The sequence below is a fragment of the Pseudomonas huaxiensis genome (assembly GCF_003231275.1).
Taxonomy (GTDB): Bacteria; Pseudomonadota; Gammaproteobacteria; order Pseudomonadales; family Pseudomonadaceae; genus Aquipseudomonas; species Aquipseudomonas huaxiensis.
Genome location: NZ_QKVL01000028.1, coordinates 42884 through 67646, shown reverse-complemented (window position 1 = coordinate 67646; position 24763 = coordinate 42884). Strand labels below are relative to the sequence as shown.

At 64.4% G+C, this 24763-nt stretch carries 25 protein-coding genes and 1 pseudogene; 4 read left to right on the top strand and 22 right to left on the bottom strand.

The annotated features are described in order from the left end of the window. The first annotated feature begins 167 nt into the window (after positions 1-167). On the top strand, positions 168-593 hold the full coding sequence (locus tag DM374_RS23635) for an acyl-CoA thioesterase (RefSeq protein ID WP_095159479.1): 426 nt from the start codon (positions 168-170) through the stop codon (positions 591-593). A gap of 12 nt (positions 594-605) precedes the next feature. Here the strand turns inward: DM374_RS23635 and DM374_RS23630 are convergent, their stop codons facing one another. From DM374_RS23630 to DM374_RS23570, 14 genes and pseudogenes are all read right to left on the bottom strand, one after another. Then, the gene (locus DM374_RS23630) at positions 606-1262 is read right to left on the bottom strand and encodes a response regulator (protein ID WP_110972050.1); all 657 of its coding nucleotides are present in this window, start codon (positions 1260-1262) and stop codon (positions 606-608) included. Between the two features lie 154 nt (positions 1263-1416). Next, the gene (locus tag DM374_RS23625) at positions 1417-2484 is read right to left on the bottom strand and encodes a protein-glutamate methylesterase/protein-glutamine glutaminase (RefSeq protein ID WP_110972049.1); all 1068 of its coding nucleotides are present in this window, start codon (positions 2482-2484) and stop codon (positions 1417-1419) included. Then, the gene (locus tag DM374_RS23620) at positions 2481-3293 is read right to left on the bottom strand and encodes a CheR family methyltransferase (protein WP_110972048.1); all 813 of its coding nucleotides are present in this window, start codon (positions 3291-3293) and stop codon (positions 2481-2483) included. The genes DM374_RS23625 and DM374_RS23620 overlap by 4 nt, the downstream gene beginning before the upstream one ends. Position 3294: 1 nt before the next feature. Then, entirely contained in the window at positions 3295-3798 is a 504-nt protein-coding gene (locus DM374_RS23615) for a chemotaxis protein CheW (RefSeq protein ID WP_110972047.1), read from the bottom strand. Between the two features lie 11 nt (positions 3799-3809). Then, complete coding sequence (locus tag DM374_RS23610; protein WP_450088432.1) at positions 3810-4880, bottom strand: methyl-accepting chemotaxis protein; 1071 nt, start codon at positions 4878-4880, stop codon at positions 3810-3812. A 12-nt stretch (positions 4881-4892) separates the two neighbouring features. Beyond that, positions 4893-5414 (bottom strand): annotated as a pseudogene (locus DM374_RS34475) (MCP four helix bundle domain-containing protein); the annotation flags it as partial. Between the two features lie 8 nt (positions 5415-5422). Further along, positions 5423-7468: a chemotaxis protein CheA gene (locus DM374_RS23605; RefSeq protein WP_110972045.1), complete on the bottom strand. Its 2046-nt coding sequence runs from the start codon at positions 7466-7468 to the stop codon at positions 5423-5425. Between the two features lie 3 nt (positions 7469-7471). Further along, a complete protein-coding gene (locus DM374_RS23600) occupies positions 7472-7780 on the bottom strand; it encodes an STAS domain-containing protein (protein WP_110972044.1) in 309 nt (102 codons plus the stop codon). Further along, complete coding sequence (locus DM374_RS23595) at positions 7780-8145, bottom strand: response regulator (protein ID WP_110972043.1); 366 nt, start codon at positions 8143-8145, stop codon at positions 7780-7782. The genes DM374_RS23600 and DM374_RS23595 overlap by 1 nt, the downstream gene beginning before the upstream one ends. Before the next feature lie 17 nt (positions 8146-8162). Continuing rightward, complete coding sequence (locus DM374_RS33815) at positions 8163-9029, bottom strand: methyl-accepting chemotaxis protein (protein WP_263854298.1); 867 nt, start codon at positions 9027-9029, stop codon at positions 8163-8165. Between the two features lie 556 nt (positions 9030-9585). Further along, entirely contained in the window at positions 9586-10059 is a 474-nt protein-coding gene (locus DM374_RS23585) for a YMGG-like glycine zipper-containing protein (protein ID WP_110972041.1), read from the bottom strand. Between the two features lie 713 nt (positions 10060-10772). After that, positions 10773-13109 carry an FdhF/YdeP family oxidoreductase gene (locus DM374_RS23580; RefSeq protein WP_110972040.1) on the bottom strand — a complete coding sequence of 779 codons (2337 nt, stop codon included), beginning with the start codon at positions 13107-13109 and terminating at the stop codon, positions 10773-10775. Beyond that, the gene (gene fdhD, locus DM374_RS23575; protein ID WP_110972039.1) at positions 13106-13942 is read right to left on the bottom strand and encodes a formate dehydrogenase accessory sulfurtransferase FdhD; all 837 of its coding nucleotides are present in this window, start codon (positions 13940-13942) and stop codon (positions 13106-13108) included. Before fdhD ends, DM374_RS23580 begins: the two co-directional genes overlap by 4 nt. A 94-nt stretch (positions 13943-14036) precedes the next feature. Next, positions 14037-14924, bottom strand: coding sequence for a LysR family transcriptional regulator (locus DM374_RS23570; RefSeq protein WP_110972038.1), 888 nt, complete (start codon positions 14922-14924; stop codon positions 14037-14039). Between the two features lie 81 nt (positions 14925-15005). Between DM374_RS23570 and lysM the strand changes: the two genes are divergently transcribed. Next, a complete protein-coding gene (gene lysM, locus DM374_RS23565) occupies positions 15006-15446 on the top strand; it encodes a peptidoglycan-binding protein LysM (RefSeq protein WP_095159493.1) in 441 nt (146 codons plus the stop codon). Positions 15447-15456: 10 nt separating this feature from the next. Here lysM and yrfG read toward each other — a convergent pair whose 3' ends face one another. Next, positions 15457-16119 (bottom strand): GMP/IMP nucleotidase, encoded by a 663-nt coding sequence (yrfG, locus tag DM374_RS23560; protein WP_110972037.1) that lies wholly within the window; start codon positions 16117-16119, stop codon positions 15457-15459. Positions 16120-16192: 73 nt separating this feature from the next. Here yrfG and nudE point away from each other — a divergent pair, with 73 nt between their 5' ends. Together nudE and cysQ are read left to right on the top strand one after the other, a co-directional pair. After that, positions 16193-16759, top strand: a complete 567-nt coding sequence (gene nudE, locus DM374_RS23555; RefSeq protein WP_110972036.1) for an ADP compounds hydrolase NudE — start codon at positions 16193-16195, stop codon at positions 16757-16759. Further along, entirely contained in the window at positions 16756-17583 is an 828-nt protein-coding gene (cysQ, locus tag DM374_RS23550) for a 3'(2'),5'-bisphosphate nucleotidase CysQ (protein ID WP_110972035.1), read from the top strand. The genes nudE and cysQ overlap by 4 nt, the downstream gene beginning before the upstream one ends. On the opposite strand, the gene DM374_RS23545 is transcribed toward cysQ, so the two are convergent. The 7 genes from DM374_RS23545 to rfbB are packed head-to-tail and all read right to left on the bottom strand — an operon-like array spanning position 17572 to position 24641. Beyond that, a complete protein-coding gene (locus DM374_RS23545; RefSeq protein WP_110972034.1) occupies positions 17572-18027 on the bottom strand; it encodes a YiiD C-terminal domain-containing protein in 456 nt (151 codons plus the stop codon). The genes cysQ and DM374_RS23545 overlap by 12 nt on opposite strands. Continuing rightward, positions 18027-19439 (bottom strand): sigma-54-dependent transcriptional regulator, encoded by a 1413-nt coding sequence (locus tag DM374_RS23540; RefSeq protein ID WP_110972033.1) that lies wholly within the window; start codon positions 19437-19439, stop codon positions 18027-18029. Before DM374_RS23540 ends, DM374_RS23545 begins: the two co-directional genes overlap by 1 nt. Next, positions 19436-21250 carry a sensor histidine kinase gene (locus tag DM374_RS23535; RefSeq protein ID WP_110972032.1) on the bottom strand — a complete coding sequence of 605 codons (1815 nt, stop codon included), beginning with the start codon at positions 21248-21250 and terminating at the stop codon, positions 19436-19438. The genes DM374_RS23540 and DM374_RS23535 overlap by 4 nt, the downstream gene beginning before the upstream one ends. Positions 21251-21287: 37 nt before the next feature. Beyond that, positions 21288-22148 carry a dTDP-4-dehydrorhamnose reductase gene (gene rfbD / locus DM374_RS23530; protein WP_110972031.1) on the bottom strand — a complete coding sequence of 287 codons (861 nt, stop codon included), beginning with the start codon at positions 22146-22148 and terminating at the stop codon, positions 21288-21290. Then, complete coding sequence (gene rfbC / locus DM374_RS23525; protein ID WP_110972030.1) at positions 22145-22690, bottom strand: dTDP-4-dehydrorhamnose 3,5-epimerase; 546 nt, start codon at positions 22688-22690, stop codon at positions 22145-22147. Before rfbC ends, rfbD begins: the two co-directional genes overlap by 4 nt. After that, the gene (gene rfbA, locus DM374_RS23520; protein WP_110972029.1) at positions 22687-23562 is read right to left on the bottom strand and encodes a glucose-1-phosphate thymidylyltransferase RfbA; all 876 of its coding nucleotides are present in this window, start codon (positions 23560-23562) and stop codon (positions 22687-22689) included. Before rfbA ends, rfbC begins: the two co-directional genes overlap by 4 nt. Then, positions 23559-24641 (bottom strand): dTDP-glucose 4,6-dehydratase, encoded by a 1083-nt coding sequence (gene rfbB, locus DM374_RS23515; protein WP_110972028.1) that lies wholly within the window; start codon positions 24639-24641, stop codon positions 23559-23561. Before rfbB ends, rfbA begins: the two co-directional genes overlap by 4 nt. Between the last annotated feature and the right edge of the window lie 122 nt (positions 24642-24763).

Genomic DNA, 24763 nt, shown 5'->3' with positions numbered 1-24763 from the left:
ATGGCCTGACAGGCATAGGTACGTTGCAACCAATGTAGGAGCGAGCTTGCTCGCGATGCGCCGCGCGGGCGGCGCTCGATCTCAAGGTCCCCCGTAAACAACCTTTTCTATTGGCCATCAGCCACACAATCCTTCAGCATCGGCACTTCACTCCATGGAGATCCCCCGTGTCCGATCCGTTGCAGATTGAACATTTCCCCCACGCTGAATTCATCTCCACCCGCTGGCAGGACGCGGACATCAACGGTCAGATCGCCAGCGCCGCGGTCTACAGCTTTTTCGACACCGTGATCCAGTCGTACCTCGTTACCCACGGCGAAATCGATCCGCAGGAAGGCGAGGTGGTGGCTTTCGTGGTGAGTTCCTCCTGCGATTTCTACGCCTCGGCGGGCTTTACCGATCTGTTGCAGGTGGGCATCCGGGCCGAGCGTATCGCCGGCAGCACGGTGGAGTTCGAAGTGGCCCTTTTCGACTATGCCGGCAAGCAGCTCTATGCCCTTGGCCGGGTGGTGCAGGTGTTCATCGAGCGCGCCACAGGAACGCCTGCGACCTTCCCCGACACACTGAAAATGGCCCTGCTCTCGCTGAACTGAAGGCCGTCGGGCTCAGTCGTTGAGCCGGATAATCCCTTCGCGCACGGCGAACAGCACCAACCCAGGCACATCGTGGATCTGCAGTCGGTGCATGATCTGCGAACGATGCGCCTCGACGGTCTTCACGCTAAGGCCCAGGCCATCGGCGATGGAGCGCGTCGATTCGCCACGGGCGACCAGCCGCAGGATCTCCAGTTGCCGCGCAGTGAGCTGCATCGCCGTGCTGGCCTGGGTACGGCGGCGGTTCTGTTTTACCGCCTGACCGATCACCAGCGGCAGCACCGCCGACGACAGGTATTGCCCACCGCCGCGCAGCGATTGCAAGGCCAGCTCCAGCTCCTGCACCGTCGCGCTTTTCAGCAGGAAACCGTGGGCGCCCTGTTGCAGGCAGTGCATGACGAATTCCAGTTCCGAACGCGACGACAACATCAGCACCTTGCAGGCCGGTACACGCAGGTACAGCTCGCGCAGCAGCTCCTCGCCGGTCAGCGTGCCGAGGGCAACGTCCAGCAGGATGATGTCGGGCTTGAGCTGTTCTGACAGCGCAAGGGTGGTAACCGCGTCGCCTGCTTCTCCGACCACAGCGTATTCTTGTTTTTTTTCGAGCAACGCTCGCAGGCCTGCGCGGAACAGGGGCGAGTCGTCGGCAATCAGTAAACGGCAAAGCATAGGTTTGAGCCCGTGTCGCGTAGGGTTGGACGGTGATGTGGAACAAATCGTCGCTGTGCTGTGTTGCTCCCTTGCGGTAAATGCCTGCGTGTCGTGCACCGCTCAGCGGCGACGCGAAAAAGGCGGCTGTGGGGGTGGTCTGGCCTGGGAGTGCTCAGCCATTACGGAGGCTGACGCTGAACTGGTTGATCAGCGTCGGCAGGCGGTCCAGCGGCTCAATGGTCTGGGCCGCTCCGAGGCGAATGGCTTCCTTGGGCATGCCGAACACCACGCAACTGGCCTCGTCCTGGGCCACGGTGTGGGCACCCTGTTCGCGCATGGCCAGCAGGCCACGGGCTCCGTCGTCACCCATGCCGGTCATGATGATGCCCAGGGCATTGCTGCCGGCATGGCGAGCGGCGGAACGGAACAGGACATCGACCGAGGGCTTGTGCCGGTTGACGGCGGGGCCGTCGAGCACTTCGACCAGGTAGTGCGCACCGCTGCGCTTGAGCTGCATATGCAGACCTCCGGGCGCCAGCAATGCCAGCCCGGAGTGAACGCGATCCAGGTGTCTGGCCTCGCGTACTTCGATCTGGCACAGCCCGTTGAGGCGGCGCGCGAAATCGGCGGTGAACTTCTCCGGCATGTGTTGAACGATCACCAGGCCCGGACAATCTCGCGGCAATTGCCGCAGGAGGAATTCCAGCGCCTGGGTGCCGCCGGTCGAGCAGCCAAGTGTAACGATTCGGTCGGTGGTTTGGCGCAGCGCGGGGCTGGGCGGTAGGTCTTTTTTTTCCAGCGGCGGCAGCGTGTGCCGGGCGACCGGTCGGGTCTTGGCCGCATCCTCGATGCAGCGCACCAGGGTGCCGGCAAGATTCTCCAGGCTCTGGCGCAAACCCAGCTTCGCCTTGGTGAACACGCCCACCGCACCCGCCGCCAGTGCCTCCAGGTTGAGGTCGGTGCCGGCTTCGGTGAGGGTCGAGCAAATGATGGTGGGCGTCGGTCGCTCGGCCATGATCTGGCGCAGGAAGGTCAGGCCGTCCATGCGTGGCATTTCCACGTCCAGCACCAGCACGTCGGGCCAGTCGCGGCGCATCTTGTTGATCGCATAGATCGGATCGGCGGCCATGCCGATCACCTCGATGCCTGGATGGTTGCCGAGAAACTGGCTGAGCACCTGGCGGACCAGGGCCGAGTCATCGACGATAAACACACGAATCGGTCTGCCACGCTCGGTCATAGGCGTTCGAACACCGAAGGCCTTACCGGACGCAGCGGCAAGTTGAAGCCGTGAATGCTTTCGGCGTGGCCGATGAACAGCAGGCCACCCGGGCGCAGTTTTTCGCTCAGGTTGCGAACGATGCGCTGCTTCTGCTCGCTGTCGAAGTAGATCAGCAGGTTGCGCAGGAAGATCACGTCGAACTGGCCGATCGATTCCGGCAGCGGCTGCACCACGTTGATCTCGCGCAGTTGCACCTTGGCCCGCAGCCACCCTTGCACGCGCATGCGGCCTTCCATGTCTTCCACGCCGCAGAGGCAGTGGCGGTGCAGCCAGCCGTCAGGGAAATAGCGTGCCTGCGCGATGTCGTAGATGCCCTGTTCGGCGAGGCTGAGCATGCTCAGGCTGAGGTCGCTGGCGAGGATCGACCACTCGTTGCCGCGGGTATGTTCGGCGGCGGTCATGGCCAGGCTGTAGGGCTCCTCGCCCGACGAGCAGGCGGCGCTCCACAGGCGCAGCGGACCACCGCGCCCCTTGAGCCACTGGCCGAGGAATTCGAAGTGGGCGAACTCGCGGAAGAAGTAGGTTTCGTTGGTGGTCAGCAGATCGACTACCAGACGCCGCTCCCTGGCGTACTGCGGGTGCGTCAGCCGGTTCAGGTAGTCGTCGTAGCTGTCGAGGTCGAAGTGGCGCAGGCGCTTCAACAGGCGCCCGGCCACCAGTGAGCGCTTGTTGCTGGACAGGTGGATGCCCGATGCGTCCTGCATCAATTGCTGCAACTGGCGGAAGTTCTGCTCGCCGAGTACCGGCAGCGAAGGCATGGCGGACATGTCAGTGGACCTTCGATGCCTGGCTGAGGTGACGGATGTCGTCCAGCGACAGCACTTGCAGCATGTTCAGGATGATCAGGAACTCCTGGGCGTGCTGCGCCATGCCGGCGATGAAGTCCGAGCGGATCGCGGTGCCGAAGGCCGGCGGCGGCATGATCTGCCGCGGGTCGATCTCCAGCACTTCGTCCACCTCGTCCACCACCAGGCCGATGCGTTGCAGTCCGGCGTCCAGCGCCAGTTCGATGATCACGATGCAGGTGCGGTTGCCGGGCGCGGTCAGGCTCATGCCGAAACGCGCAGCCAGGTCCAGCACCGGCACCACGTTGCCGCGCAGGTTGATCACGCCGTGGATGTAGCTCGGCATCATCGGTACGCGGGTGACTTCGTTGTACTCGATGATTTCCCGCACCAGATCGATGGGCAGCGCGTAGCCGGCCTCGCGCACGCGAAAGCTCAGGTGCTGGATGGCGTCGGCTTGCACTTCGACTCGTTGTGGCTGGTTCATGGGCACCTCGCTCAATTGAAGCTGACGAACTGGCCTTCATCGATCAGGGCCTTGGGGCCGGAGCGTACCGGTGCTGGCAAGCTGTCGCCGGCTCGCGTGGCGCGCAGCGGTGCACTGCCTTGTTCGAAGCGGAAATAACCGATCAGTTCCTGCAACTGGCTGGCCTGGGCGTTCATTTCCTCGGCGGTGGCCGCCAGTTCCTCGGAGGCCGAGGCGTTCTGCTGGGTGATCTGGTTCATCTGACCCATGGCGATGTTGATCTGCCCGGCGGCGCTGCTTTGCTCCTGCGAAGCCGCGGTGATTTCCTGGACCAGGTCGGAGGTGCGCTGGATATTCGGCACGATTTCGCCCAGCAGTTGCCCGGCCTGTTCGGCCAGTCGCACGCTGCTGGACGCCACTTGTCCGATTTCCTGTGCGGCCACCTGGCTGCGTTCGGCGAGCTTGCGCACCTCGGCGGCGACCACCGCGAAGCCTTTGCCGTGATCGCCGGCGCGGGCGGCCTCGATGGCGGCGTTGAGGGCGAGCAGGTTGGTCTGGTAGGCGATGTCGTCGATGATGCCGATTTTTTCGGCGATCTGTTTCATCGCCAGCACGGTGTCGCCCACCGCGCCACCGCCTTGCACGGCGTCGTTGGCAGCCTTGCCGGCGATGCCGTCGGTGATTTTGGCGCTTTCGGTGTTCTGCGCAATGGAGGCGGACATTTCTTCCACCGAGGCGCTGGTCTGCTCGACGCTGGCAGCCTGTTCGTTGGCGGCCTGGCTCAGGGACTGGGACGTCGAGCTGACCTGCTCCGAGGCCGACGACAGCGCGTCGGCGGAACTGCGCACATCGCCGAGGATGCTGCGCAGGCGCTCGGTCATGTTCTGCATCGCGCTGAGCAGGCGGCCGGTTTCATCCTTGCGGTCGACCTGCAGGTCCTGGCTGAGGTCGCCGGCGGCCATGCGGTCGGCCGCCTGCACCGCGCCGAGCAGCGGCCGGGTGATGCTGCGGGTGACCAGTACGCCGACCAGCATGCCGAGCAGCGTTGCGACCGCCACCAGGATGATCATCTGGAAGCGCGAGTTTTCGGCGATCTCGGTGATTGCGGCATTGGCCTCGCCGGCGCGGGCCTGCTTGGCGGTGCTGGCGTCGCCGAGCAGGCGATCGACTTCGTTGGCCGCTTCGGTGTTGCCCGGCATCAGCGCCAGTGTCTCGGTCATCGGCTGCAGCGCGCCGGATTGTTGATGCACGGTCAGCACCTGATTGGCCGCCGCGATGTACTTCTGCAGCGGGCCGTCGATGGCTTCGACCTGCATCTGGCCTTCGCGGGTCAGGAAGTACTGCCGCGAGCGGGTCAGCAGCTCGCGGGTCTTGTCCATCGCCTCACGGGCGACGCGGGCCGATTCGTCACGCTCTTCGGTCGTGACCGACATCAGGCTGCGGCGCACCGCGCGGTTGGCCATGAGCAACTGGATATTGGCTTCCTGCAAGGTCGTCAGGCCAACCACATCGAGGTCGTACATGCGGTCGGAGAGGTCGTTGACCTGACTCAGGTTACGGATGCCGATGAAGCCGATGATCGCGGTCAGCGCGACCACCAGCAGAAAGCCCAGGGTCAGGCGCACACCTATCTTCATGTTGCTGATCATTTGCATGGTGACTCTCCAAAGGGGCTGAGCATGCTCGGTGACGTGGCGAGGCGCGGTTCGCTCTCGGCGCGTTGCTGCAAGTGGCGGAACAGGCTGGGAATATCGAGGATCAGCGCGACCTGGCCGGAGCCGAGGATGGTCGAGCCGCTGATGCCGGACAGGTGCTGGAACATCTGCCCCAGGGGTTTGATCACGGTCTGCAGTTCGCCCAGCAACTGCTCGACGATCAGCCCGGCCTGTTGCCGGCCCTGGCTGACCACGACGATGTTGCGGCGAACGCGCGGATCACCGCGCAGACCGAAGTGCCGGCCGAGGTCGACGCTGGGCAGCGGCTTGCCCCGCAGGTTGAGGTGACCGCTGGCATCGAGGGCGTCGGTACGCTCCTCCATGCACTCGGTGACCATATCCAGCGGGATGACGAAGTGGTCGCCACCGACGCTGACCAGAAAACCGTCGATGATCGCCAGGGTCAGCGGCAGGCGGATACGGAAGGTGCAGCCTTTGCCTGGCTGCGACTCGATCTCGATGATCCCGCGCAACTCGTCGATGGCGCTGCGCACCACGTCCATGCCGACCCCGCGACCGGACAGGTTGGACACGGCATCGGCCGTGGAAAAGCCCGGCTCGAAGATCAGCAGGTGAATGTCCTGATCGCTCAGTTGGGCGTCGGCGTCGAGCATGCCGCGGGCAATGGCTTTCTCGCGGATGCGCTCGGTGTTCAGGCCGCGGCCGTCGTCGCTGACTTCCAGCACGATCATCCCGGAGTCGTGATAGGCGTTCAGGCGCAGGCTGCCCTGTTCCGGCTTGCCGGCGGCGCGGCGCTCGCTGGAAGGCTCGATGCCGTGGTCGATGGCGTTGCGCACCAGGTGCACCAGCGGATCGGCGATGCGGTCGATGAGGGTCTTGTCCAGTTCGGTTTCGCTGCCGGACAGGGTGAGCTGGATCTTCTTGTTCAGCGCCTGGCTGACATCGCGCACCACGCGGTGGAAGCGGTTGAAGGTCTCGCCGATCTCCACCATGCGCAGTTTCAGCGCCAGCTCGCGAATCTGTTCGACGTGTTGCTGCACCGCCTGGACGCTCTCTATGCAGGCGGTGGAACCGCTGCGCAACGATTGCATCTGTGCCCCGGCGGTGCTGATCACCAGCTCGCCGACCAGGTTGATCAGCTCGTCGAGCTTGTGTGCGGCGACCTTGACCATGCTGCTGCCGTTACGTGGCTCGTGGCTGGCGGGCTGCGCCACCGACGGTTCCGGCGCTTGCGGGGCGGGCGCTAACGTTTGCGTCGGGGCGACAACAGGTTCTACAGCGGGGCTGTCGGCGCCCTCCTGGATTTGCAGGCGCAAGGTGCAGAAGTCTTCGGCCAGGGCAAAGACATCTTCCAGTTCTTCGCGGCTGGCGGCGCTGATCAGGGTCAGCTCGAAGCCAAGGTAGCAGGCTTCGGCGTCCAGTCCGTGGAGGTCCGGCACGGCCCAGGCGAGGGTTTGCAGCGAGGTGACCTTGCCCAGCCGGTCGAGGTAGCGCAGGAAACTGCTCGGCTCGAAACCGTTGCGCAGCAGCTCGTTGTCGAAGCGGATCGATAGGAACCACTCGTTGATCTCGCCCGCGTCCTGAACCGTCTGGCTGGCAGGCACTTCGCCGCCTTCCGCAGCGATACCGCCGAGCGCCAGCAACAACTGGGCCTGACGCGGCGTGTGCGGGGCGAGGGTGGCGCTGTGCGGGTCGATGCTCTCGACCATGCCGTTGAGCTCGTCCATGCACTCGAGCATCAGCGAGACCAGCGCCGGGTTCAGGCTGCGTTGCCCGTCACGCACGCCCATCAACTGGTTTTCCAGTTGGTGCGCCAGCGACACCAGCGGGTCAAGCGAGAAAATTCCCGCCGAGCCCTTGAGGGTGTGCACGGCGCGGAACAGCGCGTTGATTGCCTCGGCGTCGTCGCTGGTCTGTTCCAGGCGCAGCAGATTGTCTTCGGCTTCCTTGAGCAGGTCGCGGGCTTCTTCGAGGAACCCTTCGAGCAATTGGCTCCATTGATCGCTATCGAACATCGCTCACTCCTTGCTCGCCGGGTACAGGGCTTCGAGGCGCAGCAACTCGACCAGCGCGAGGGCTCCGTCGGACAGTGCGGTGACCCGCGCGCCCTGGACCAGGGTCTTCTGCAAAGCCAGCAGCACCTGGACGCCGGCGCTGTCGAGTTCGTCCAGGCCGCTCAGGTCGAGGGTCCAGGGGCCGGGGTCGTCGGGCAGCAGGGCGAGCAGCGCCTGTTGCGTCTCGCTCGCTTCGTAGATGGTCAGGTCACCCTGCATGCTCAGCTGTGCGGGTTCCCGGTCACTGGCCGGATGCAGCGTGAGGGTAGCCATCAGCCGATCAGCTTTTCGACGGCCGCCAGCAGTTGCTGCGGCTGGAATGGTTTGACGATCCAGGCCTTGGCGCCTGCGGCCTGGCCCTCGGCTTTCTTGGCCTGCTCGCTTTCGGTGGTGAGCATCATGATCGGCGTGAAGCGGTACTCGGACTTGGCCTTGACCGCCTTGACCAGGCCGATGCCATCGAGGTTGGGCATGTTCACGTCGCTGATGATCAGGTTGATCTTTTGCCCGTTCAGCTTGCTCAGGGCGTCGCGCCCGTCGCACGCTTCGATGATCTGGTGGCCGGTGCCATTGAGGCTGATCTTTACCAGTTGGCGCATTGAGGCGGAGTCATCGACGATCAGGATGGTCTTGGCCATGTCAGGGCCCTCGGCAGTTAGAAAAAGGTGACGTCGCTGGTGGTGGCGGCCTGGCTGTGGCCGGCGCGCTCTTCACTGGTGGTGAAGCGCTCGCGCAGGCGGGCGAGCCACGCCTGGGCATCGTGCAGGCGCTGGTCGCGGCGCTCGACGGCGTCGAGCAGTTGCAGCAAATCGATCTGGAGGTGGTCGAGCATCTGGTCGGCACGGTCCTGGAACTGCAGGGCGACCATCACCGCGTGGATGTCGTCCTGGGTCGAACGGGCGTTGCCCTGCAGGTTGCGCGAGGCGGCATCGAGGGCGTCGAGGTTGTCGCCCAGGCCGTTGATGACTTCGCTCAGCACCTGTTCAAGGCGGGCCAGGTTCTGCTGTTCTTCGGTGCTCAGTTCGTTGGCGGCTTCGATACTGGACTGGATCGCCTGGTTGATCTCGCCAACCTTGCTGTCCATCGAACGGCCAGTTTCGGCGGACAGCCGGGACAGCTTGCGCACTTCGTCGGCGACCACCGCGAAGCCGCGGCCGAACTCACCGGCGCGGGCGGCCTCGATGGCGGCGTTGAGCGCCAGCAGGTTGGTCTGGCTGGCGATTTCCTGAACGTGGCGGGCCATCTGCTGCAATTCGCCGGTGTAGCTGCCGAGGTGGCCGATGGTGGCGAGGAATTCCTGTTGACGGCGGCTGCCGGCGGCGAAGGCTTCGGTCACCCCTTGCAGGCGCTGGTTGGCGTCGCGCAGGTTCTCGCCGAGGCCGCCGCTGGTCAGTACGTCTTCGCTCTGGTCGAGGCTGGCTTGCAGGCGCTGGCTGATATCGGTGAAGCGATCGAGCAGCCCGCCGATGTTGTCCGAAAGCAGCCGGCGGCTCTGTTGCAGGCTGTCGGTCCAGGACGGCATCACGACCGGCAGCAGTTGCTCCAGCGGGTGCGGTGGTTGTTCGAGGGGGAGGTGTTGTTCAAGGTGAGACGGGGTTGGCGAGACGATCTTGCGCGGCCCCCAGAGCGCGGCGGCCAGGGCGATCAGCAGTAGCCCGGCGATATTCGCCCAGGGCTGGCCGAAGAACATGCCACTGGCGCAGAGGGCGATTCCTATCCCGATTCCCAAGTACATCCGCATCCCTTAAGCCTGCTGTCCTTTGAAAGGCTTCGCATGGTAGCGGTAGTCATTTGACGTCAAAATCGGGACGCCCCTTAATCCGACTGGTCAGTCACGGGCGTGCCTTGGCAAAACACAAGGAGCGTGCGCTGACCATGTGGACAGGATTATTGGCTGAAACGCTTTAGGGGCCGCGCACTGTAAGATTCGGGCGTGGCTTAGGAGAGGCGGAAGACGTAGGTGTATGGCGTAAGCCAAAAGTGTGATGGCGTTTGGCTTGATAAGCCAATGGTGCAAGGAGTGTGGGGGCTTTCCGTATTGCGCCTCCCGGGAGAGAGGCGCAATACGCAGGCATCAATCAATGGCGCCAGTGGCGCTTGTGCTTGCGATGGCCGTAGTGATGACCGCGGTCATGCACATAGCGGCGATCGTAGCCACGACCGCGGTCGTTGTAGCGACGGTCGTCTTCATCGGCCTTGTTGCCCATGTAGTTGCCCAGCGCACCGCCCGCGCCACCGCCGGCGGCGGCACCGATCAGGCTGCCGGTGTTGCCGCCCATGCTGCGGCCCACCACGTTGCCGCCTGCTGCGCCCAGGGCGCCGCCGATGGCGGCTTCGCCGCGGCTGCGCTTGTCGGCGCCGACGGCACTACCGGCCGCGCCACCGAGGCCTGCGCCGATCGCCGAGCCGGTGCTGCCACCGATCGACTGACCGACCACCGAGCCCAATACCCCACCCAATGCGCCGCCAATACCGGCTTCGGTGGTGCCGCCTGCACTGGCAACGCCACTGAGCAGGCTGAGGGACAACACGAGAATCGAGGAGTACTTCATACGAGAGCCTCAAAGGGATGACGCGGCGATCCTGCGTTCCTTGAGGTGTGGCTGACAACGTAAATCCGACGAGTAACACGACTGCAACACATATTTCTAAGTTGTTGTTTTTTGGGTGAAACTTATCGTGTTTTCGTGGGTCATACGCTACTTGAACGGGGCCCTGACAGTGATGTCAGGGCCTTTTTTTATGGGTGTTGGGTGGTGGCCTTTTGGGGCGTTATCGCTGCATGGGTATCTATACATCTTTCGGTTATGTGGTGGTTGGAAGGCGCTTGTCAAAAGACCGAGTAATGGCGACCAGGCGCTAGCCGGAAGTTTTCTAGCGCTCTCAAGATCGAGCGCCGCCCGCGCGGCGCATCGCGAGCAAGCTCGCTCCTACATCGGTTGCAACGTGCCATGGCCTGTGGGATCGGCGTTGCCAGCCTTGGCGCATGGCTGGAAAGTGCAGTGGGGGCTGAGGCATCAGCCCCGAAACCGAGTCGAACCACCAAGACGGTCAACCATGGCCTGACAGGCATGGGTACGTTGCAACCGATGTAGGAGCGAGCTTGCTCGCGATGCGCCGCGCGGGCGGCGCTCGATCTTGAGAGCGCTGAAAAACTGCCGGCTAGCGCCTGGTCGCCATTACACGGTATCCAGACTGACGCCTCATGGGCTTCATAGAACCAAGAGATGTGTAGATACCGCAGTGATAGGGCCACAAAGGGGGATCAGATAATCCGCGCTTCCGCGCTGGCCCGCTGCAACTGAATCGCCACAAACTTCGACGTCGGTGTATGGCTCCCATCCCCTACGCTTTCCAGCGGCACCAGCGGGTTCACTTCCGGGTAGTACGCCGCTGCCTGACCCGCCGGGATGTCGAACGCCAGCAGGGTGAAGCCCTTGACCCGACGCTCCAGCCCGTCGCCCCACAGCGAGACGATGTCGGCCTTGTCGCCCGGGTTGAAGCCCAGGCGGATGATGTCGGCTTCGTTGGCGAACAGTACGTCACGCTGGCCCCTGACCCCACGGTAACGGTCATCCAGGCCGTAGATGGTGGTGTTGTACTGATCGTGGGAGCGCATCGATTGCATGATCAGGTCCGGGACCTGGCCAGTGGCGCGCACGCCTTCGTGCAGCAGGTCGTCGGGCAGGCGATTGGCCTTGAAGTTGGCCTTGCCCGTGGCGGTCTTCCAGATGCGCTGCCCGGCGCTGTTACCCAGGTAGAAACCCCCGGGGTTGAGCAGGCGTTCGTTGAACTGGTCGAAACCGGGAATGGTCTGGGCAATCAGGTCGCGGATACGCGCGTAGTCAGCGATCAGCCAGTTCCAGTCCACCGGATGGCTGCCCAGGGTCGCCGCAGCGATCCCGGCGACCACCGCCGGCTCCGAGCGCATCTGCCGCGACAGCGGCTGCAACTGGCCGTTGGAGGCGTGGACCATGCTGAACGAGTCTTCCACGGTCACCGCCTGCGGGCCTTCGCCCTGCTGGTCGATGTCGGTGCGGCCGAGGCACGGCAGGATCAGCGCTTCCTTGCCGTGAATCAGGTGGCTGCGGTTGAGCTTGGTGCTGATCTGCACGGTCAGGTCGCAGTTGCGCAGCGCTTGGGCGGTGCGCTCGGTGTCGGGGGTGGCCTGGGCGAAGTTGCCGCCCAGACCGATGAAGACCCTGGCCTTGCCTTCGAGCATGGCGTGGATGGCTTCGACGGTGTTGTGGCCGTTGTGGCGCGGCACCTTGAAGCCGAAACGACGCTCCAGCGAGTCCAGCAAGGTCACAGGCGGGCGCTCGTTGATGCCCATGGTGCGGTCGCCCTGCACGTTGCTGTGACCGCGCACCGGGCACAGGCCGGCGCCCGGCTGGCCGAGGTTGCCGCGCAGCAGCATCAGGTTGGCGATTTCCTGGATGGTCGCCACCGAATGGCGGTGCTGGGTGATGCCCATGGCCCAGCACATGATGACCTTCCTGGCCCGTGCGTACATGCGCGCGGCCTGTTCGATATCGGCCAGGGGCAGTCCTGACTGCGACACAATCTGTTCCCACGAGGTGGCGTCCACCATCGCCAGGTAATCATCCACGGTGGCGGTGTGCTCGGCGATGAAAGCGTGGTCGAACACCGGTTCGGCGCCGCTGGCCTGGGCTTCGCGTTCCCACTGCAGGAGGAACTTGGCCATGCCGCGCATCATCGCCATGTCGCCGCCCAAGGCCGGACGGAAGTAGGCGGTGTTGGTCGGGCGGTCGCCGTTGGTGAGCATCTCGATCGGGTGCTGCGGGTGCTGGAAGCGTTCCAGGCCACGTTCCTTGAGCGGGTTGACGCAGACCACCTGGGCGCCGCGTTTCACCGCTTCGCGCAGCGGTTCGAGCATCCGCGGGTGGTTGGTGCCGGGGTTCTGACCCCAGACGAACAGCGCATCGGCGTGTTCGAAATCATCGAAGGTCACAGTGCCCTTGCCGACGCCGACGCTCTGGCCCAAAGCCACGCCGCTGGCTTCGTGGCACATGTTCGAGCAGTCCGGGAAGTTGTTGGTGCCAAAGGCACGAACGAACAACTGGTACAGGTAGGCGGCTTCGTTACTGGCCCGGCCCGAGGTATAGAACTCGGCCTGATCGGGGCTTTCCAGCGCATTGAGGTGACGGGCGATGACGGCGAAGGCCTCATCCCAGGAAATCGGTTTGTAGCGGTCGCTGGCCGGGTCATAGGCCATCGGCTCGGTCAGTCGGCCCTGGTATTCGAGCCAGTAATCGCTCTGGCTGAGCAGCGAGCTGATGCTGTGGCGGGCGAAGAACGATTTGTCGACGCGGCGCTTGGTCGCCTCCCAGTTCACCGCCTTGGCGCCGTTCTCGCAGAACTTGACCATGCCGCTTTCCGGCGAGTCACCCCAGGCGCAGCCGGGGCAGTCGAAGCCGCCGTTCTGGTTGGTCTTGAGCAGGGCGCGGATGTTCTTCAGCGCGTTATCGCTGCCAATCCAGGCCTGCGCCACACTGCGCAGCGCACCCCAGCCACCGGCAGCGCCGTTGTAGGGTTTATAGCGCGGGACGGGTTTCTGGTCGGCTTGATGATGCAGGCTCACGATCGATTCTCCCGTGCAGGGCTGTAGACCCTCGGCGCACTGTGTTGTGGCAGGTGGATGAGGTTCAGGTTGTGCCGGCGGGCCCATTGCAGCGCCAGGCCGGTGGGCGAGGACAGGCTGACCAGGGTCTGGATGCCGGCGCGCAGGACTTTCTGGATCAGTTCCAGGCTGCAGCGGCTGGTGACCACGGCGAGGCCGCCGGTGGTGTCGATGCGCTGGCGCAGCAGGGCCCCGATCAGCTTGTCGAGGGCGTTGTGCCGGCCGATATCTTCGCGACCCATCAGCAATTCGCCGTGGGCATCCATGAACAGCGCGGCATGCACCGCGCCGCAGTGCTGGCCCAGCGGCTGGAACGCGTTGATGCGCTGGCGCAGGCCGGCCAGCCACTCGGCGGGTGGCAGTGGTGCGCCGGGCAAGGCCTTGAGGTCGGGTAGTGCCTGTTCAACGGCTTCCACGCCGCACAGGCCGCAGCCGCTGGTGCCGGCCATCTGCCGGCGTTGAGTCTTGAGGTTCCAGAAGGCGCGGCTGGCGATTTCCACCTGCGCGTGCAGGGCCGAACCGTTGCCGGCGAGTTTCACATCGTAGATGTCGTCGATGTGCTCGACGATGCCGCTGCCGATGCTGAAGCCGACGACGAAGTCTTCCAGATCGGTAGGGCTCACCAGCATGACCGCCTGGCTGATGCCGTTGTAGGCGATGGCCAGGGCTACCTCTTCGGCGAGGTCGGCGCTGGCGGGAGCGTTGTCTTCGAGCTGGCTGTAGTCGTAACGCACGCTGGCGGCTGGGGCGTCCAGAAGCGTGGAAGCCGCGCAGACCGGAGGGTTGCTGCTCATTATTAGATACCCGCAGGCTAATCAGTCTTAAGCCTAGGCCCACGCTCGGGTATCGTCTAATCGCTTCTGCTGATGCCTCCATAGAGGCCGTCGATCATGCCTCTTCGAGCAATTTTCGGTATTCGGCCATGCAGGCTTCGGCGAGCGCCGAGCGCGGGGCTGTGCGGCGCATGATCAGGCCCAGCGGGGCCAGGGTGCAGGCCGCTTCGATGGGGTGCAGGCGCAGTTTGCCGGTGACCGCATCCAGCCCTGTGCCCAACGGCATCACCGCGCAACACAGGCCGCCGTGCACGGCCTGGATCAACTGATGGACGGCGTCAGTCTGCAGCAGCAGGCGCGGATTCAGGCCGCGGCTGTGGAAGTTGTAGTCCACCGACTGGCGAAAGTGCATGCCCGCAGTGAGCAGGCCCAACGGCAGCTCGGCCAGCGCTTCCCAGTGCAGTGCCTGATCATCGAAACGGAAGTGCGCCGGATCGTACAGCAGGCCCATGCGCGACTCGCCCAGTGGCAGCGCTTCGAAGCGTTCGTGGTCGAGTTTTTCCAGGTAGGACAGGCCCAGGTCGAGGCGATTGCTGGTGAGCTGTTCGAGGATCTGTTCGGAGCTGAGGGCGCTGAGTTCGAAACTCAGGTCCGGATGCTGGCGGTGCAGACGCTGCAACAGCGGCAGCGGATCGAAGCTCGACAGCGGCACCATTCCCAGCCGCAGCGTGCCAGCGAGGTGCCCGCGACAGGCGGCGGCTTCGGCTTGCAGCCCGTCGTAGGCGGCGAGAACCGAGCGCGCCCAGGCAAGGATCCGTTCGCCCTGTGCGGTGAAGCCTTCGAAGCGCTGGCCGCGATTGACCAGTTCCAGCCCCAGCTCGCGCTCAAGGTTGCGCAGGCGCATCGACAGGGTCGGCTGGGTCACGTGGCAAAGCGCGGCGGCCTGGCCGAAGTGACGGGTTTCATCCAGGGCGATGAGGAACTTGAGCTGTTTGATGTCCATCGTCGTCTCGGGGCTGGCGGGCGAAGCATTCTAACCTGACCTAGACTCCTTGCTCCGAGATTCATCACCAAGGAGAGTGGCATGAGCATTTTCAGTTTCGTGAAAGAAGCGGGCGAGAAACTTATCGACCTGCTGACGCCGGGTAACGCCAATGCCAGCGAGCAACTCAAGGATCACGTGGCCAAGGTCGGGCTGGGCAACCCGAACATCGAGACCACGGTGGACGGTGACAAGGTCACGGTGAAGGGCGAGGTGAGCAGCCAGGAGGAGAAGGAGAAGATCCTGCTGGCGCTGGGCAATATTGCCGGCGTGGCCTCCGTCGATGATCAACTCACGGTGACCGGGCAGGTTGTCGCCGCTTCCCGCTTCGTGGTGGTGAAGAAGGGTGACACCCTCAGCGCCATCTCCCTGACCGTCTACGGCAACGCCAACCTGTACAACAAGATTTTCGAAGCCAACAAGCCGCTGTTGAGCCATCCGGACAAGATCTATCCGGGGCAGACGCTGCGTATTCCAGAGTAAGCCCGCAGATTCACAGTCCTTCCAACAGAACCCGGTAATCCTCCTGCGCCGCGAATTCTTCGGTATCGCGCGCAGGCTTGCGGCTGTCTGGCTGACGCACGGCGAGCAGGTGAGCGACACCGAAGGTGCGGGCGCTGCGCAGGATCGCCAGGGTGTCATCGATAAACAGGCTGCGTGCCGGATCGAAGCCGGTGTCGGCTTGCAAGGCGGTCCAGAACTGCTGGTTTTCCTTGGGGAAACCGTAGTCGTGGGAGCTGATCATGCGCTCGAAGTAGGGCGCCAGGGCTACTCGCTCCAGTTTCAGCGACAGTGAGTCACGGTGCGCGTTGGTGATCAGGATCACCCGTTTGCCGGCGTCGCGCAGGGCGGCGAGGAAGGTGTCGGCGTCCGGGCGCAGGGCGATCAGGTTGGCGGTTTGCTGCTTCAGTTCGCGGATCGGCAGCTTGAGTTCGGCGGTCCAGAAATCCAGGCAATACCAGTTCAGCGATCCGGCGTTGCGCTCGAACAGCGGCTGGATTTCCAGCTCGGCCATGGCCCGGCTGATGCCGTGGTGCTCGGCGTAGCGCTGGGGCAGCAGCTCCATCCAGAAGTGGTTGTCGTAATGGAGGTCCAGCAAGGTGCCATCCATATCCAACAGGACCGTATCGATGTCGCGCCAGGCGAGGGCAGGCATGTGAAATATTCTCGTTCGGTCAGGCTATCGTGGGCGGTATAGTAACCCGTTACCGCCAAGGAGCCGCCCCCTCATGCGCCAGAAACCCACCGTCCTTTCCCGCGAGATCGTCGCCAGCAGCCGCCTGTTCCGTGTCGAAGCCGTGCAATTGCGCTTCTCCAACGGTACCGAGCGCACCTACGAACGGCTGGTCGGGCGCGGCAACGGCTACGGCGCGGTGATGATCGTGGCGATGCTCGACAGCGAGCACGCCGTGCTGGTGGAGGAATACTGCGGCGGCACCGACGAATATGAGCTGTCCCTGCCCAAGGGCCTGATCGAGCCGGGCGAGGACGTGCTGGCGGCCGCCAACCGCGAGTTGAAGGAAGAAGCCGGCTTCGGCGCCCGTCAGCTTGAACACCTCACCGAGCTGTCGCTGTCTCCTGGCTACATGAGCCAGAAGATCCAGGTGGTCCTGGCCACCGACCTCTATGAAGAACACCTCCCGGGCGATGAGCCGGAGCCGATGCGTGTCGATCGTGTCAGCCTGCGCGAGCTGTCGGCGCTGGCCCAGCATCCACAGTTTTCCGAAGGCCGGGCGCTGGCGGCGCTCTATCTGGTGCGCGACCTGCTGACCCAGCGCGGAGTGTTCCAGCCATGAACGACCTTGAGCTGATGCCCCACGTGGTGGAGCTGGCGCGCCGCGCCGGCACCGCGATCCTGCCGTACTGGCGGGCGAATGTCGCGGTCACCGCCAAGGCTGATGAATCGCCGGTTACCGCTGCCGACCTCGCCGCGCACCACGTCATCGCCGCCGGCTTGCAGGCGCTGGCGCCGGAGATTCCGGTGCTGTCCGAGGAAGACTGTGACATCGCTCTGGAAGATCGCAAAAGCTGGCAGCGCTGGTGGCTGGTGGATCCGCTGGACGGCACCAAGGAGTTCATCGCCGGGACCGACGAGTTCACCGTGAACATCGCCCTGATCGAAGCGGGCCGGGTGGTCTTCGGTGTGGTGGCGATGCCGGTCAATGGCCGTTGCTACTACGGTGGCCAGGGCCTTGGCGCCTGGCGCGCAGAAGCCGACGGCAGCGTGCAGCCGATCCAGGTGCGACTGGCACCGCCTGCGGGTGAGTCGTTCACCGTGGTTGCCAGCCGCCGCCATTCCAGCCCGGAGCAGGAGCGTTTGCTGGCCGGCCTCGGCGAAGCGCTGGGTGAGCTGGAACTGGCCAATATCGGCAGCTCGCTGAAGTTCTGCCTGCTGGCTGAAGGCGCCGCTGATTGTTACCCGCGGCTGGCGCCGACCTCGCAGTGGGACACCGCGGCCGCGCAAGGAGTGCTGGAAGGGGCGGGCGGTGAAGTGCTCGGCCTGGACGGCGAGGCCTTCGTTTATCCGCCGCGCGAATCGCTGCTCAACCCGTTCTTCCTCGGCCTGCCCGCTGCCGCGCCGTGGCGTGGCAAGCTGCTAGCACTGGCGTCAGCGATGTAGGACGTACTGCCCGTCGAATGCCACGGCGGGCGCTTCACTGTTCTCGTTGAACACCTGGGTATGCAGGCTCAGGCGTGCTCGGCCGTAGCGCTGATAGGTGCTGACGAAACGCTGCCAGACCTTCTCCTCCGGCGCCTCGCACACCGCGATGGCCGCGCCGGTCACCGGCAGTGGATAGCTGATCCGGCCCTCCTGAATGACGATATGCCCGTCATCGATCCCCGCCTCGCGCAAGCGCAGGTGCAACCAGCCCCAGCCCGCCAACACCGCGCCGCAGTACAGGCTGCCGCCGAACATGGTGCTCTTGTGGTTGACGTTGGCGTCCAGCGGCAAGTGCAGGCGCAGGCGTTGCTGTTGCCAGTCGAGGACCTTGAGGCCCATGTCGCGGGTCAGCGGGATGTCCTGGTGCAGGACGCTTTCCAGATAGTGGCTGTCGCTGCTCATCAGCGGGTTTCCTCCAGATCGTCAGCGGCGCTGGCGTTGCTGTCGGCGAAGCTCAGGCCGTGTTTGCGCAGCTTGTCGTGCAAGGTCTTGCGCGGGATGCCGAGGGCTTCGGCGAGGCTGCGCATGGAGTTATGCGTGCGCGCCAGTTCCGCGGCGATCAGCGAGCGCTCGAAATGCTCGACCTGTTCACTGAGGTTGCCGTTGGCCGGCGGCAGATCCAGTGGTGCGGCAGCGCTTTCGGCCTGGCCATCCAGCGCCAATTCCAGGCCGAGGGCGAAGCGTTCGGCGGCGTTCTGCAGCTCGCGCACATTGCCCGGCCAGCCGTGGCGCAGCAGCATGGCTCGCTGCGCCGGCTGCAAGGCGTGCGGTGGCAGGCCGTGGCGCTCGCTGGCGCCATCGGCGAAGTGCTGGAACAGCACGAGCACGTCGTCGCCACGCTCGCGCAGCGGCGGAATACGCAGCGGCGCGACGTTGAGCCGGTAGTAGAGGTCGGCGCGGAAGCGGCCCTGGTCGGCGGACTGGCGCAGGTCTTCCTTGGTCGCGGCGATGACGCGGATATCCAGCGGAATCTGCTGGTTACCGCCGAGGCGTTCCAGCACGCGCTCCTGCAGCATGCGCAGCAATTTGACCTGGACATCCAGGCTCATGCTTTCGATTTCGTCGAGGAACAGCGTGCCGCCGTTGGCGAATTCGAACTTGCCGATGCGGCGTTTCTGCGCGCCGGTGAAGGCGCCGGGCTCGTGGCCGAACAGCTCGCTTTCCACCACCGACTCGGCCAGGGCGCCGGCGTTTATCGCCACGAAAGGACCGTCGCGGCGGCTGGACAGGTCGTGCAGGGCGCGGGCCACGACTTCCTTGCCGGCGCCGGTTTCACCGAGGATCAGCACGTCGGCGCGGGTCGCGGCGAGGGCGCCGATTTGCTCGCGTAACCGCAGGATCGGCGCCGACTGGCCGACCAGCCGTGCACTGAGTTCGTGGCGGTCGCTCAGAGCCAGGCGCAGGCTGCGGTTGTCCAGCACCAGGCGGCGCAGGGCCAGGGCACGGCGCACGCTGTCGAGCAGGGCGTCGCTGGCGAAGGGCTTTTCCAGGAAGTCATAGGCGCCGGCGCGCATCGCCTGCACCGCCAGTGGCACATCGCCGTGGCCGGTGATCAGCAGCACCGGCAGTTCCGGGTCCTGGCCGTGCAGTTGTTCCAGCAGTTGCAGGCCGTCGATGCCGGGCATGCGGATATCGCTGACCACCACGCCCGGCCAGTCGGCTTCGATGCGTTGGGCCAGGCCCTGGGCGTCACTCAGTGGCAGCACGCGCAGGCCGGCGAGGTCGAGGGTCTGGCTCAGGGCCTGGCGCAGGTGCGGGTCGTCGTCGACCAGGATTACCTGGATGCGGCTGTCGATCAGCGTCTCGGTGGTCATGCCGAGGGGTCCTCCGAAGTCTGAAGATTGGCGCCGGGCTTGGCCACGCGCAGTTGCAGGGTCAGCAGCGCGCCGCCCTCGGGGTGGTTGGCCAGCAGCAACTCACCGCCCAGCGCGCGCATCAGCGTGTCGCAGATCGCCAGGCCCAGACCAAGGCCCTGGGTGCGGGTCTTGGTGGTGAAAAACGGTTCGCGGGCACGGGCCATGGCCTGGCTGGTGAAGCCTGGGCCGTTGTCGCGAATGGTCAGGTAGACGTAGTCTTCGCGCCGCTCGGCACTTATCCACAGTTTGCGGGGATTGGCCTTTTCGGTCAGGGCGTCGAGGGCATTGGCCAGCAGGTTGCCGAGCACCTGGCGCAGGCGGGTTTCACCGGCCTGCACCCAGAACGTGGCTTCCGGCAGGTCGCGGATCAGCTCGACGGCCATCGCCCGGCGGCGTTTGGCCAACAGCGCCAAGGCGTCGTCCAGCGCCGGTTGCAGGGCCACGCTTTCCGGCGCGTGGCGGTCGCGACGGGCGAAGGCGCGCAGATGGGCGATGATCGAGGCCATGCGCCCGGTCAATTCGTTGATCAGCTTGAGGTTGCCGCGGGCGTCGTCGATGCGCTGGTGGTCGAGCAGCACTTCGGCGTTCTCGGCGTAGCTGCGGATGGCCGCCAGCGGCTGGTTGAGTTCGTGGCTGATGCTCGCCGACATGGTGCCGAGCACCGACAGCTTGCCGGCCTGGACCAGTTCGTCCTGGGCGCGGGCGGCTTCTTGCTGGGCTTGTTCACGCTCCAGTACTTCGCTTTTCAGGCGGCTGTTGAGGCCTTCGAGGTCGGCGGTGCGGTCGGCCACGCGTTTTTCCGAGTCGTGACGGGCGCGGGCTTCGAAGTCGATGCGGTCCATGTAATGCCGGCGCCGCTGCATGACCAGCCCGACCAGCAGCATCACCGCCAGCAGGGTGGCGCCGCCGACCGCCAGCACCGTGCTGACCGAGCGGTCCACCAGTGCCCGCGGAGCGAGGATGTTCACTTCCCAGCCGGTCTCCGGGATCGGCCGGGTCTGCACCAGCCAGGCCTGGCGGTTGAGGCTCAGTGGCTTGGGTTCCTGGGTCGGGTAGGGCTGGATCGCGGCGATCGCCTGACGTTCTTCCTCGGTCAGCGGACGGGTGGCGCGGAAGCGCCAGTCGGGGCGCGAGGTCAGCACCACCACGCCGTTGCTGTCGGTCAGCAGCAATTGTTCGGGGCTTTTGCCCCACAGGGTTTCGGTGTGGTCCAGGTCGACCTTGACCACCAGCACACCGATGACCTGCTCGCCTTGCCACACGGGCGCGCCGAAGAAGTAGCCGCGCTTGGCCGAGGTGGTGCCCTGGCCGAAGAAGCGCCCCAGGCGCCCGGCGGTGGCTTCGCTGAAATAGGGGCGGAAAGCGAAATTACGGCCGATGAAGCTATCTTTCTTGTCCCAGTTGGAGGCGGCCAGGGTGTTGCCCTTGGCGTCCATCAGGTAGATGACTTCGGCGCCGGTCTGGCTGCTGATTTCCTTGAGCCGGCGGTTGGCGTTGGTCAGGTATTCCAGGCGGAACGGATCGGCCAGCGCGGCGCGCAGGGTCGGCAGGTCGCCGAGGATCTGCGGCAGGGCTTCGTAGCGGTGCAGGATGCCCAGCAGGTTGGCGACGTAGAGGTCGAGGGTCTGGCGGTTCTGGCTGGCCAACTCTTCCTGGTAATAATGTTCGGCCAGATGCTTGAGTGGCCAGAGCAGCGGCGCCAGGCACAGGGCCAACAAGGCCAGGCTGCGCCAGCGGGGACGGCGGGGAGTGCTGGGGGTCATGGTCATCGCAACAAAGCGCCAGAAAGATCTGGCGCATTATGCGCTACTTCAGGCAGTCGATCAGCGCCTGATGCCAGTCCGGCTGACTGACGTTCCACTCGCGTTGCAGGCGGCTGCAGTCGAGGCGCGAGTTCAACGGCCGGCGTGCCGGGGTCGGGTACTCGCTGGACGGAATCGGCAGCAGGTTGGCGCAGGGCTTGCCCTGGGCCTTGAGCTGCTCGCTGATCGCCTGGGCAAAACCGAACCACGAGGTTTCACCCTGCGCGGTCAGGTGGTAGACGCCCCAGGCGCGGGCCTGGCCGGCTTGCCAGCGCTCGATCAACTGGCGGGTGCTGTCGGCGATGGTCCCGGCCCAGGTCGGCGCGCCGATCTGGTCGGCGACGATGCGCAGTTCCGGCTTCTCTTGCAGCAGGCGCTGCATGGTCAGCAGGAAGTTGCGGCCGTGGGTCGAGTAGACCCAACTGGTACGCAGGATCAGGTGCTGACCGCACACCGCGGCGATGGCCTGTTCGCCGGCCAGCTTGCTGTGCCCATAGACACCCAGCGGGTTCGGCGTGTCGTCTTCGGTGTAAGGCCCGGCCTTGCTGCCGTCGAAGACATAGTCGGTGGAGTAGTGGATCAGCGGAACACCGAGGCGCGCGGCTTCTTCAGCGAAGATGCCGGGCGCCGTGGCGTTGATCGCGAAGGCCAGTTCCGGCTCGCTTTCGGCCTGGTCCACCGCCGTGTGCGCGGCGGCGTTGATGATCAGGTCGGGGGCGATGGCGCGAACCTGGCCGGCAATCCGCTGCGGGTGCGCGAGGTCGAGCTGGTCGCTGCCGAGGACGTGCAACTGGCCAAGCTTGCCCAACGTGTGCTGAAGGGCCTGGGCGACCTGGCCGTTACGGCCAATGACGAGGATGTTCACGGGAACAGATCTGCCTCGTGCAGCCCTTTGCCTTCCTGGTCCTTGGCCGAGAGTTGTGGCTTGCCGTCCAGTTCCCAGTCGATGGCCAGGGTTGGGTCGCTCCAGAGGATGCAGCGCTCGGCGCTGGGAACGTAGTAATCGGTGGTCTTGTACAGGAACTCGGCGTAGTCGCTCAGCACGTAGAACCCGTGGGCGAAGCCTGGCGGAATCCACAACTGGCGGTTGTTCTGCGCCGAAAGGTGGATGCTGGTCCAACGCCCGAAGCTCGGCGAGCTGCGGCGGATATCGACGGCGACATCCAGCACCTCGCCGGCCGTGACACGCACGACCTTGCCTTGGGTGTGTTCGAGTTGGTAATGCAGACCGCGCAGTACGCCCTTTTGCGAGCGTGAGTGATTGTCCTGGACGAAGTGAGCGTCTACGCCGGTCTTCTCGGCAAATTCACGCTCGTTGAAGCTTTCGTAGAAAAAACCTCGTGCATCTCCAAAGACTTTCGGCTCAATGATCAGAACTTCAGGAAGCGTACTGGCGATCACGTTCATTTTGCTTTGCTCATCAGTCCATAGAGGTACTGACCATAGCCGGTTTTGCTCAAGGCTTCGGCGCGGCGGGTCAACTGCTCGTTAGTGATCCAGCCTTGCTGATAGGCGATTTCTTCAAGGCAGGCGACTTTCAGGCCTTGGCGATGCTCAATGGTCTGAACGTACTGGGATGCTTCCAGCAGACTGTCGTGAGTACCGGTGTCAAGCCAGGCAAACCCGCGGCCAAGACGCTCGACGCGCAAATCGCCACGCTTGAGGTAGGCGTTGTTGACGTCGGTGATTTCCAGTTCGCCGCGTGGCGATGGCTTGACCGCCTTGGCGATCTTCACGACGTCGTTATCGTAGAAGTACAGGCCGGTGACGGCGTAGCTGGATTTCGGCTGGGCCGGTTTTTCCTCGATCGACAGGGCGCGGCCTTCGGCGTCGTATTCCACCACGCCGAAACGCTCAGGGTCCTTGACCCAGTAACCGAACACCGTAGCGCCGCCGGGATGGCTGGCAGCCTTGAGCAACTGCGGTGTGAAGCCCTGACCGTGGAAGATGTTGTCGCCCAGTACCAGGCACACCGAGTCGTCGCCGATGAACTCTTCACCGATCAGGAACGCCTGGGCCAGACCGTCCGGAGACGGTTGCTCGGCGTAGCTGATCTCAACGCCGAACTGGCTGCCGTCGCCCAGCAACTGGCGGTATTGCGGCAGATCCTGCGGGGTGGAGATCAGCAGGATTTCGCGAATGCCAGCCAGCATCAGGACCGAGATCGGGTAGTAGATCATCGGTTTGTCGTAGATCGGCAGCAGTTGCTTGGATACACCGAGGGTGATGGGGTGCAGGCGGGTGCCGGAGCCGCCCGCCAGGACGATACCTTTGGTCATGCAATCAGGTCCTTGAAGTCAGAGGTGCCCAGGCGTTGCCCTTGATAGCTGCCATCCTGTACGTGGCGGCACCATTCCAGGTTATCCAGATACCACTGGACGGTCTTGCGCAGGCCGGTTTCGAAGGTTTCTTCGGGAACCCAGCCCAGTTCGCGTTCAATCTTGCTGGCGTCGATGGCGTAGCGCTGATCGTGGCCAGGACGGTCCTGGACGAAGGTGATCAGGTCGGCATAGTTGGCAACACCTTCCGGACGTTGCGGCGCCAGCTCTTCGAGCAGGGCGCAGATGCCGCGCACGACGTCGATGTTCTTCTGTTCGTTGTGGCCGCCGATGTTGTAGGTCTCGCCAATTACACCTTCTGTCACGACCTTGAACAGGGCGCGGGCGTGGTCTTCGACGAACAGCCAGTCGCGGACTTGCAGGCCATTGCCATAGACCGGCAGCGACTTGCCCGCCAGGGCGTTGAGGATCACCAGCGGAATGAGTTTTTCCGGGAAGTGGAACGGGCCGTAGTTGTTCGAGCAGTTGGTCAGCAGCACCGGCAGGCCGTAGGTACGGTTCCAGGCGCGGACCAGATGGTCGGACGCGGCCTTGCTGGCCGAGTATGGCGAGCTTGGCGCATAAGGCGTGGTTTCGGTGAACAGGTCATCGACACCATGCAGGTCGCCGTACACCTCGTCTGTGGAGATATGGTGGAAGCGGAACGCTTCACGCTCGCCGGTCGGCAATTTCGACCAGTAGGCGCGAGCGGCTTCCAGCAGGCTGTAGGTGCCGACGATATTGGTCTGGATGAAGTCCGATGGACCATCGATGGAACGGTCGACATGGGATTCAGCGGCCAGGTGCATGATCGCGTGCGGCTGGAAGCGCTCGAGAATGGCGCTGACGGCGGCCTGGTCGACGATGTCGGCCTGGACGAACTCGTAGCGGGTGTTGGTCGCGATGCTGTTCAACGACTCCAGGTTGCCGGCGTAGGTCAACTTGTCCAGGTTGAGCACTTCGTGGTCGGTGTTGTTGATCAGGTGGCGCACCAGCGCCGAGCCGATGAAACCGGCTCCACCGGTGATGAGAATACGCATGTCTGGCTGCCTTTCTTCCATAACTGACATTAAGCAAAAAGGTGCACAGCTTGTGTGCACGCGCGGAGCGGTGCAAGTAGATTGCGCTGGATAACCGCTTTGTTGCGGTTTATTCAACGACA

Coding starts and splice junctions, on each gene's coding strand:
- DM374_RS23630 (WP_110972050.1), bottom strand. CDS start 1,262: ATGCTTTGCCGTTTACTGATTGCCGACGACTCGCCCCTGTTCCGCGCA.
- DM374_RS23625 (WP_110972049.1), bottom strand. CDS start 2,484: ATGACCGAGCGTGGCAGACCGATTCGTGTGTTTATCGTCGATGACTCG.
- DM374_RS23620 (WP_110972048.1), bottom strand. CDS start 3,293: ATGTCCGCCATGCCTTCGCTGCCGGTACTCGGCGAGCAGAACTTCCGC.
- DM374_RS23615 (WP_110972047.1), bottom strand. CDS start 3,798: ATGAACCAGCCACAACGAGTCGAAGTGCAAGCCGACGCCATCCAGCAC.
- DM374_RS23605 (WP_110972045.1), bottom strand. CDS start 7,468: ATGTTCGATAGCGATCAATGGAGCCAATTGCTCGAAGGGTTCCTCGAA.
- DM374_RS23600 (WP_110972044.1), bottom strand. CDS start 7,780: ATGGCTACCCTCACGCTGCATCCGGCCAGTGACCGGGAACCCGCACAG.
- DM374_RS23595 (WP_110972043.1), bottom strand. CDS start 8,145: ATGGCCAAGACCATCCTGATCGTCGATGACTCCGCCTCAATGCGCCAA.
- DM374_RS33815 (WP_263854298.1), bottom strand. CDS start 9,029: ATGCCGTCCTGGACCGACAGCCTGCAACAGAGCCGCCGGCTGCTTTCG.
- DM374_RS23585 (WP_110972041.1), bottom strand. CDS start 10,059: ATGAAGTACTCCTCGATTCTCGTGTTGTCCCTCAGCCTGCTCAGTGGC.
- fdhD (WP_110972039.1), bottom strand. CDS start 13,942: ATGAGCAGCAACCCTCCGGTCTGCGCGGCTTCCACGCTTCTGGACGCC.
- DM374_RS23570 (WP_110972038.1), bottom strand. CDS start 14,924: ATGGACATCAAACAGCTCAAGTTCCTCATCGCCCTGGATGAAACCCGT.
- lysM (WP_095159493.1), top strand. CDS start 15,006: ATGAGCATTTTCAGTTTCGTGAAAGAAGCGGGCGAGAAACTTATCGAC.
- yrfG (WP_110972037.1), bottom strand. CDS start 16,119: ATGCCTGCCCTCGCCTGGCGCGACATCGATACGGTCCTGTTGGATATG.
- nudE (WP_110972036.1), top strand. CDS start 16,193: ATGCGCCAGAAACCCACCGTCCTTTCCCGCGAGATCGTCGCCAGCAGC.
- cysQ (WP_110972035.1), top strand. CDS start 16,756: ATGAACGACCTTGAGCTGATGCCCCACGTGGTGGAGCTGGCGCGCCGC.
- DM374_RS23545 (WP_110972034.1), bottom strand. CDS start 18,027: ATGAGCAGCGACAGCCACTATCTGGAAAGCGTCCTGCACCAGGACATC.
- DM374_RS23540 (WP_110972033.1), bottom strand. CDS start 19,439: ATGACCACCGAGACGCTGATCGACAGCCGCATCCAGGTAATCCTGGTC.
- DM374_RS23535 (WP_110972032.1), bottom strand. CDS start 21,250: ATGACCATGACCCCCAGCACTCCCCGCCGTCCCCGCTGGCGCAGCCTG.
- rfbC (WP_110972030.1), bottom strand. CDS start 22,690: ATGAACGTGATCGCCAGTACGCTTCCTGAAGTTCTGATCATTGAGCCG.
- rfbA (WP_110972029.1), bottom strand. CDS start 23,562: ATGACCAAAGGTATCGTCCTGGCGGGCGGCTCCGGCACCCGCCTGCAC.
- rfbB (WP_110972028.1), bottom strand. CDS start 24,641: ATGCGTATTCTCATCACCGGTGGAGCCGGTTTCATCGGCTCGGCGCTG.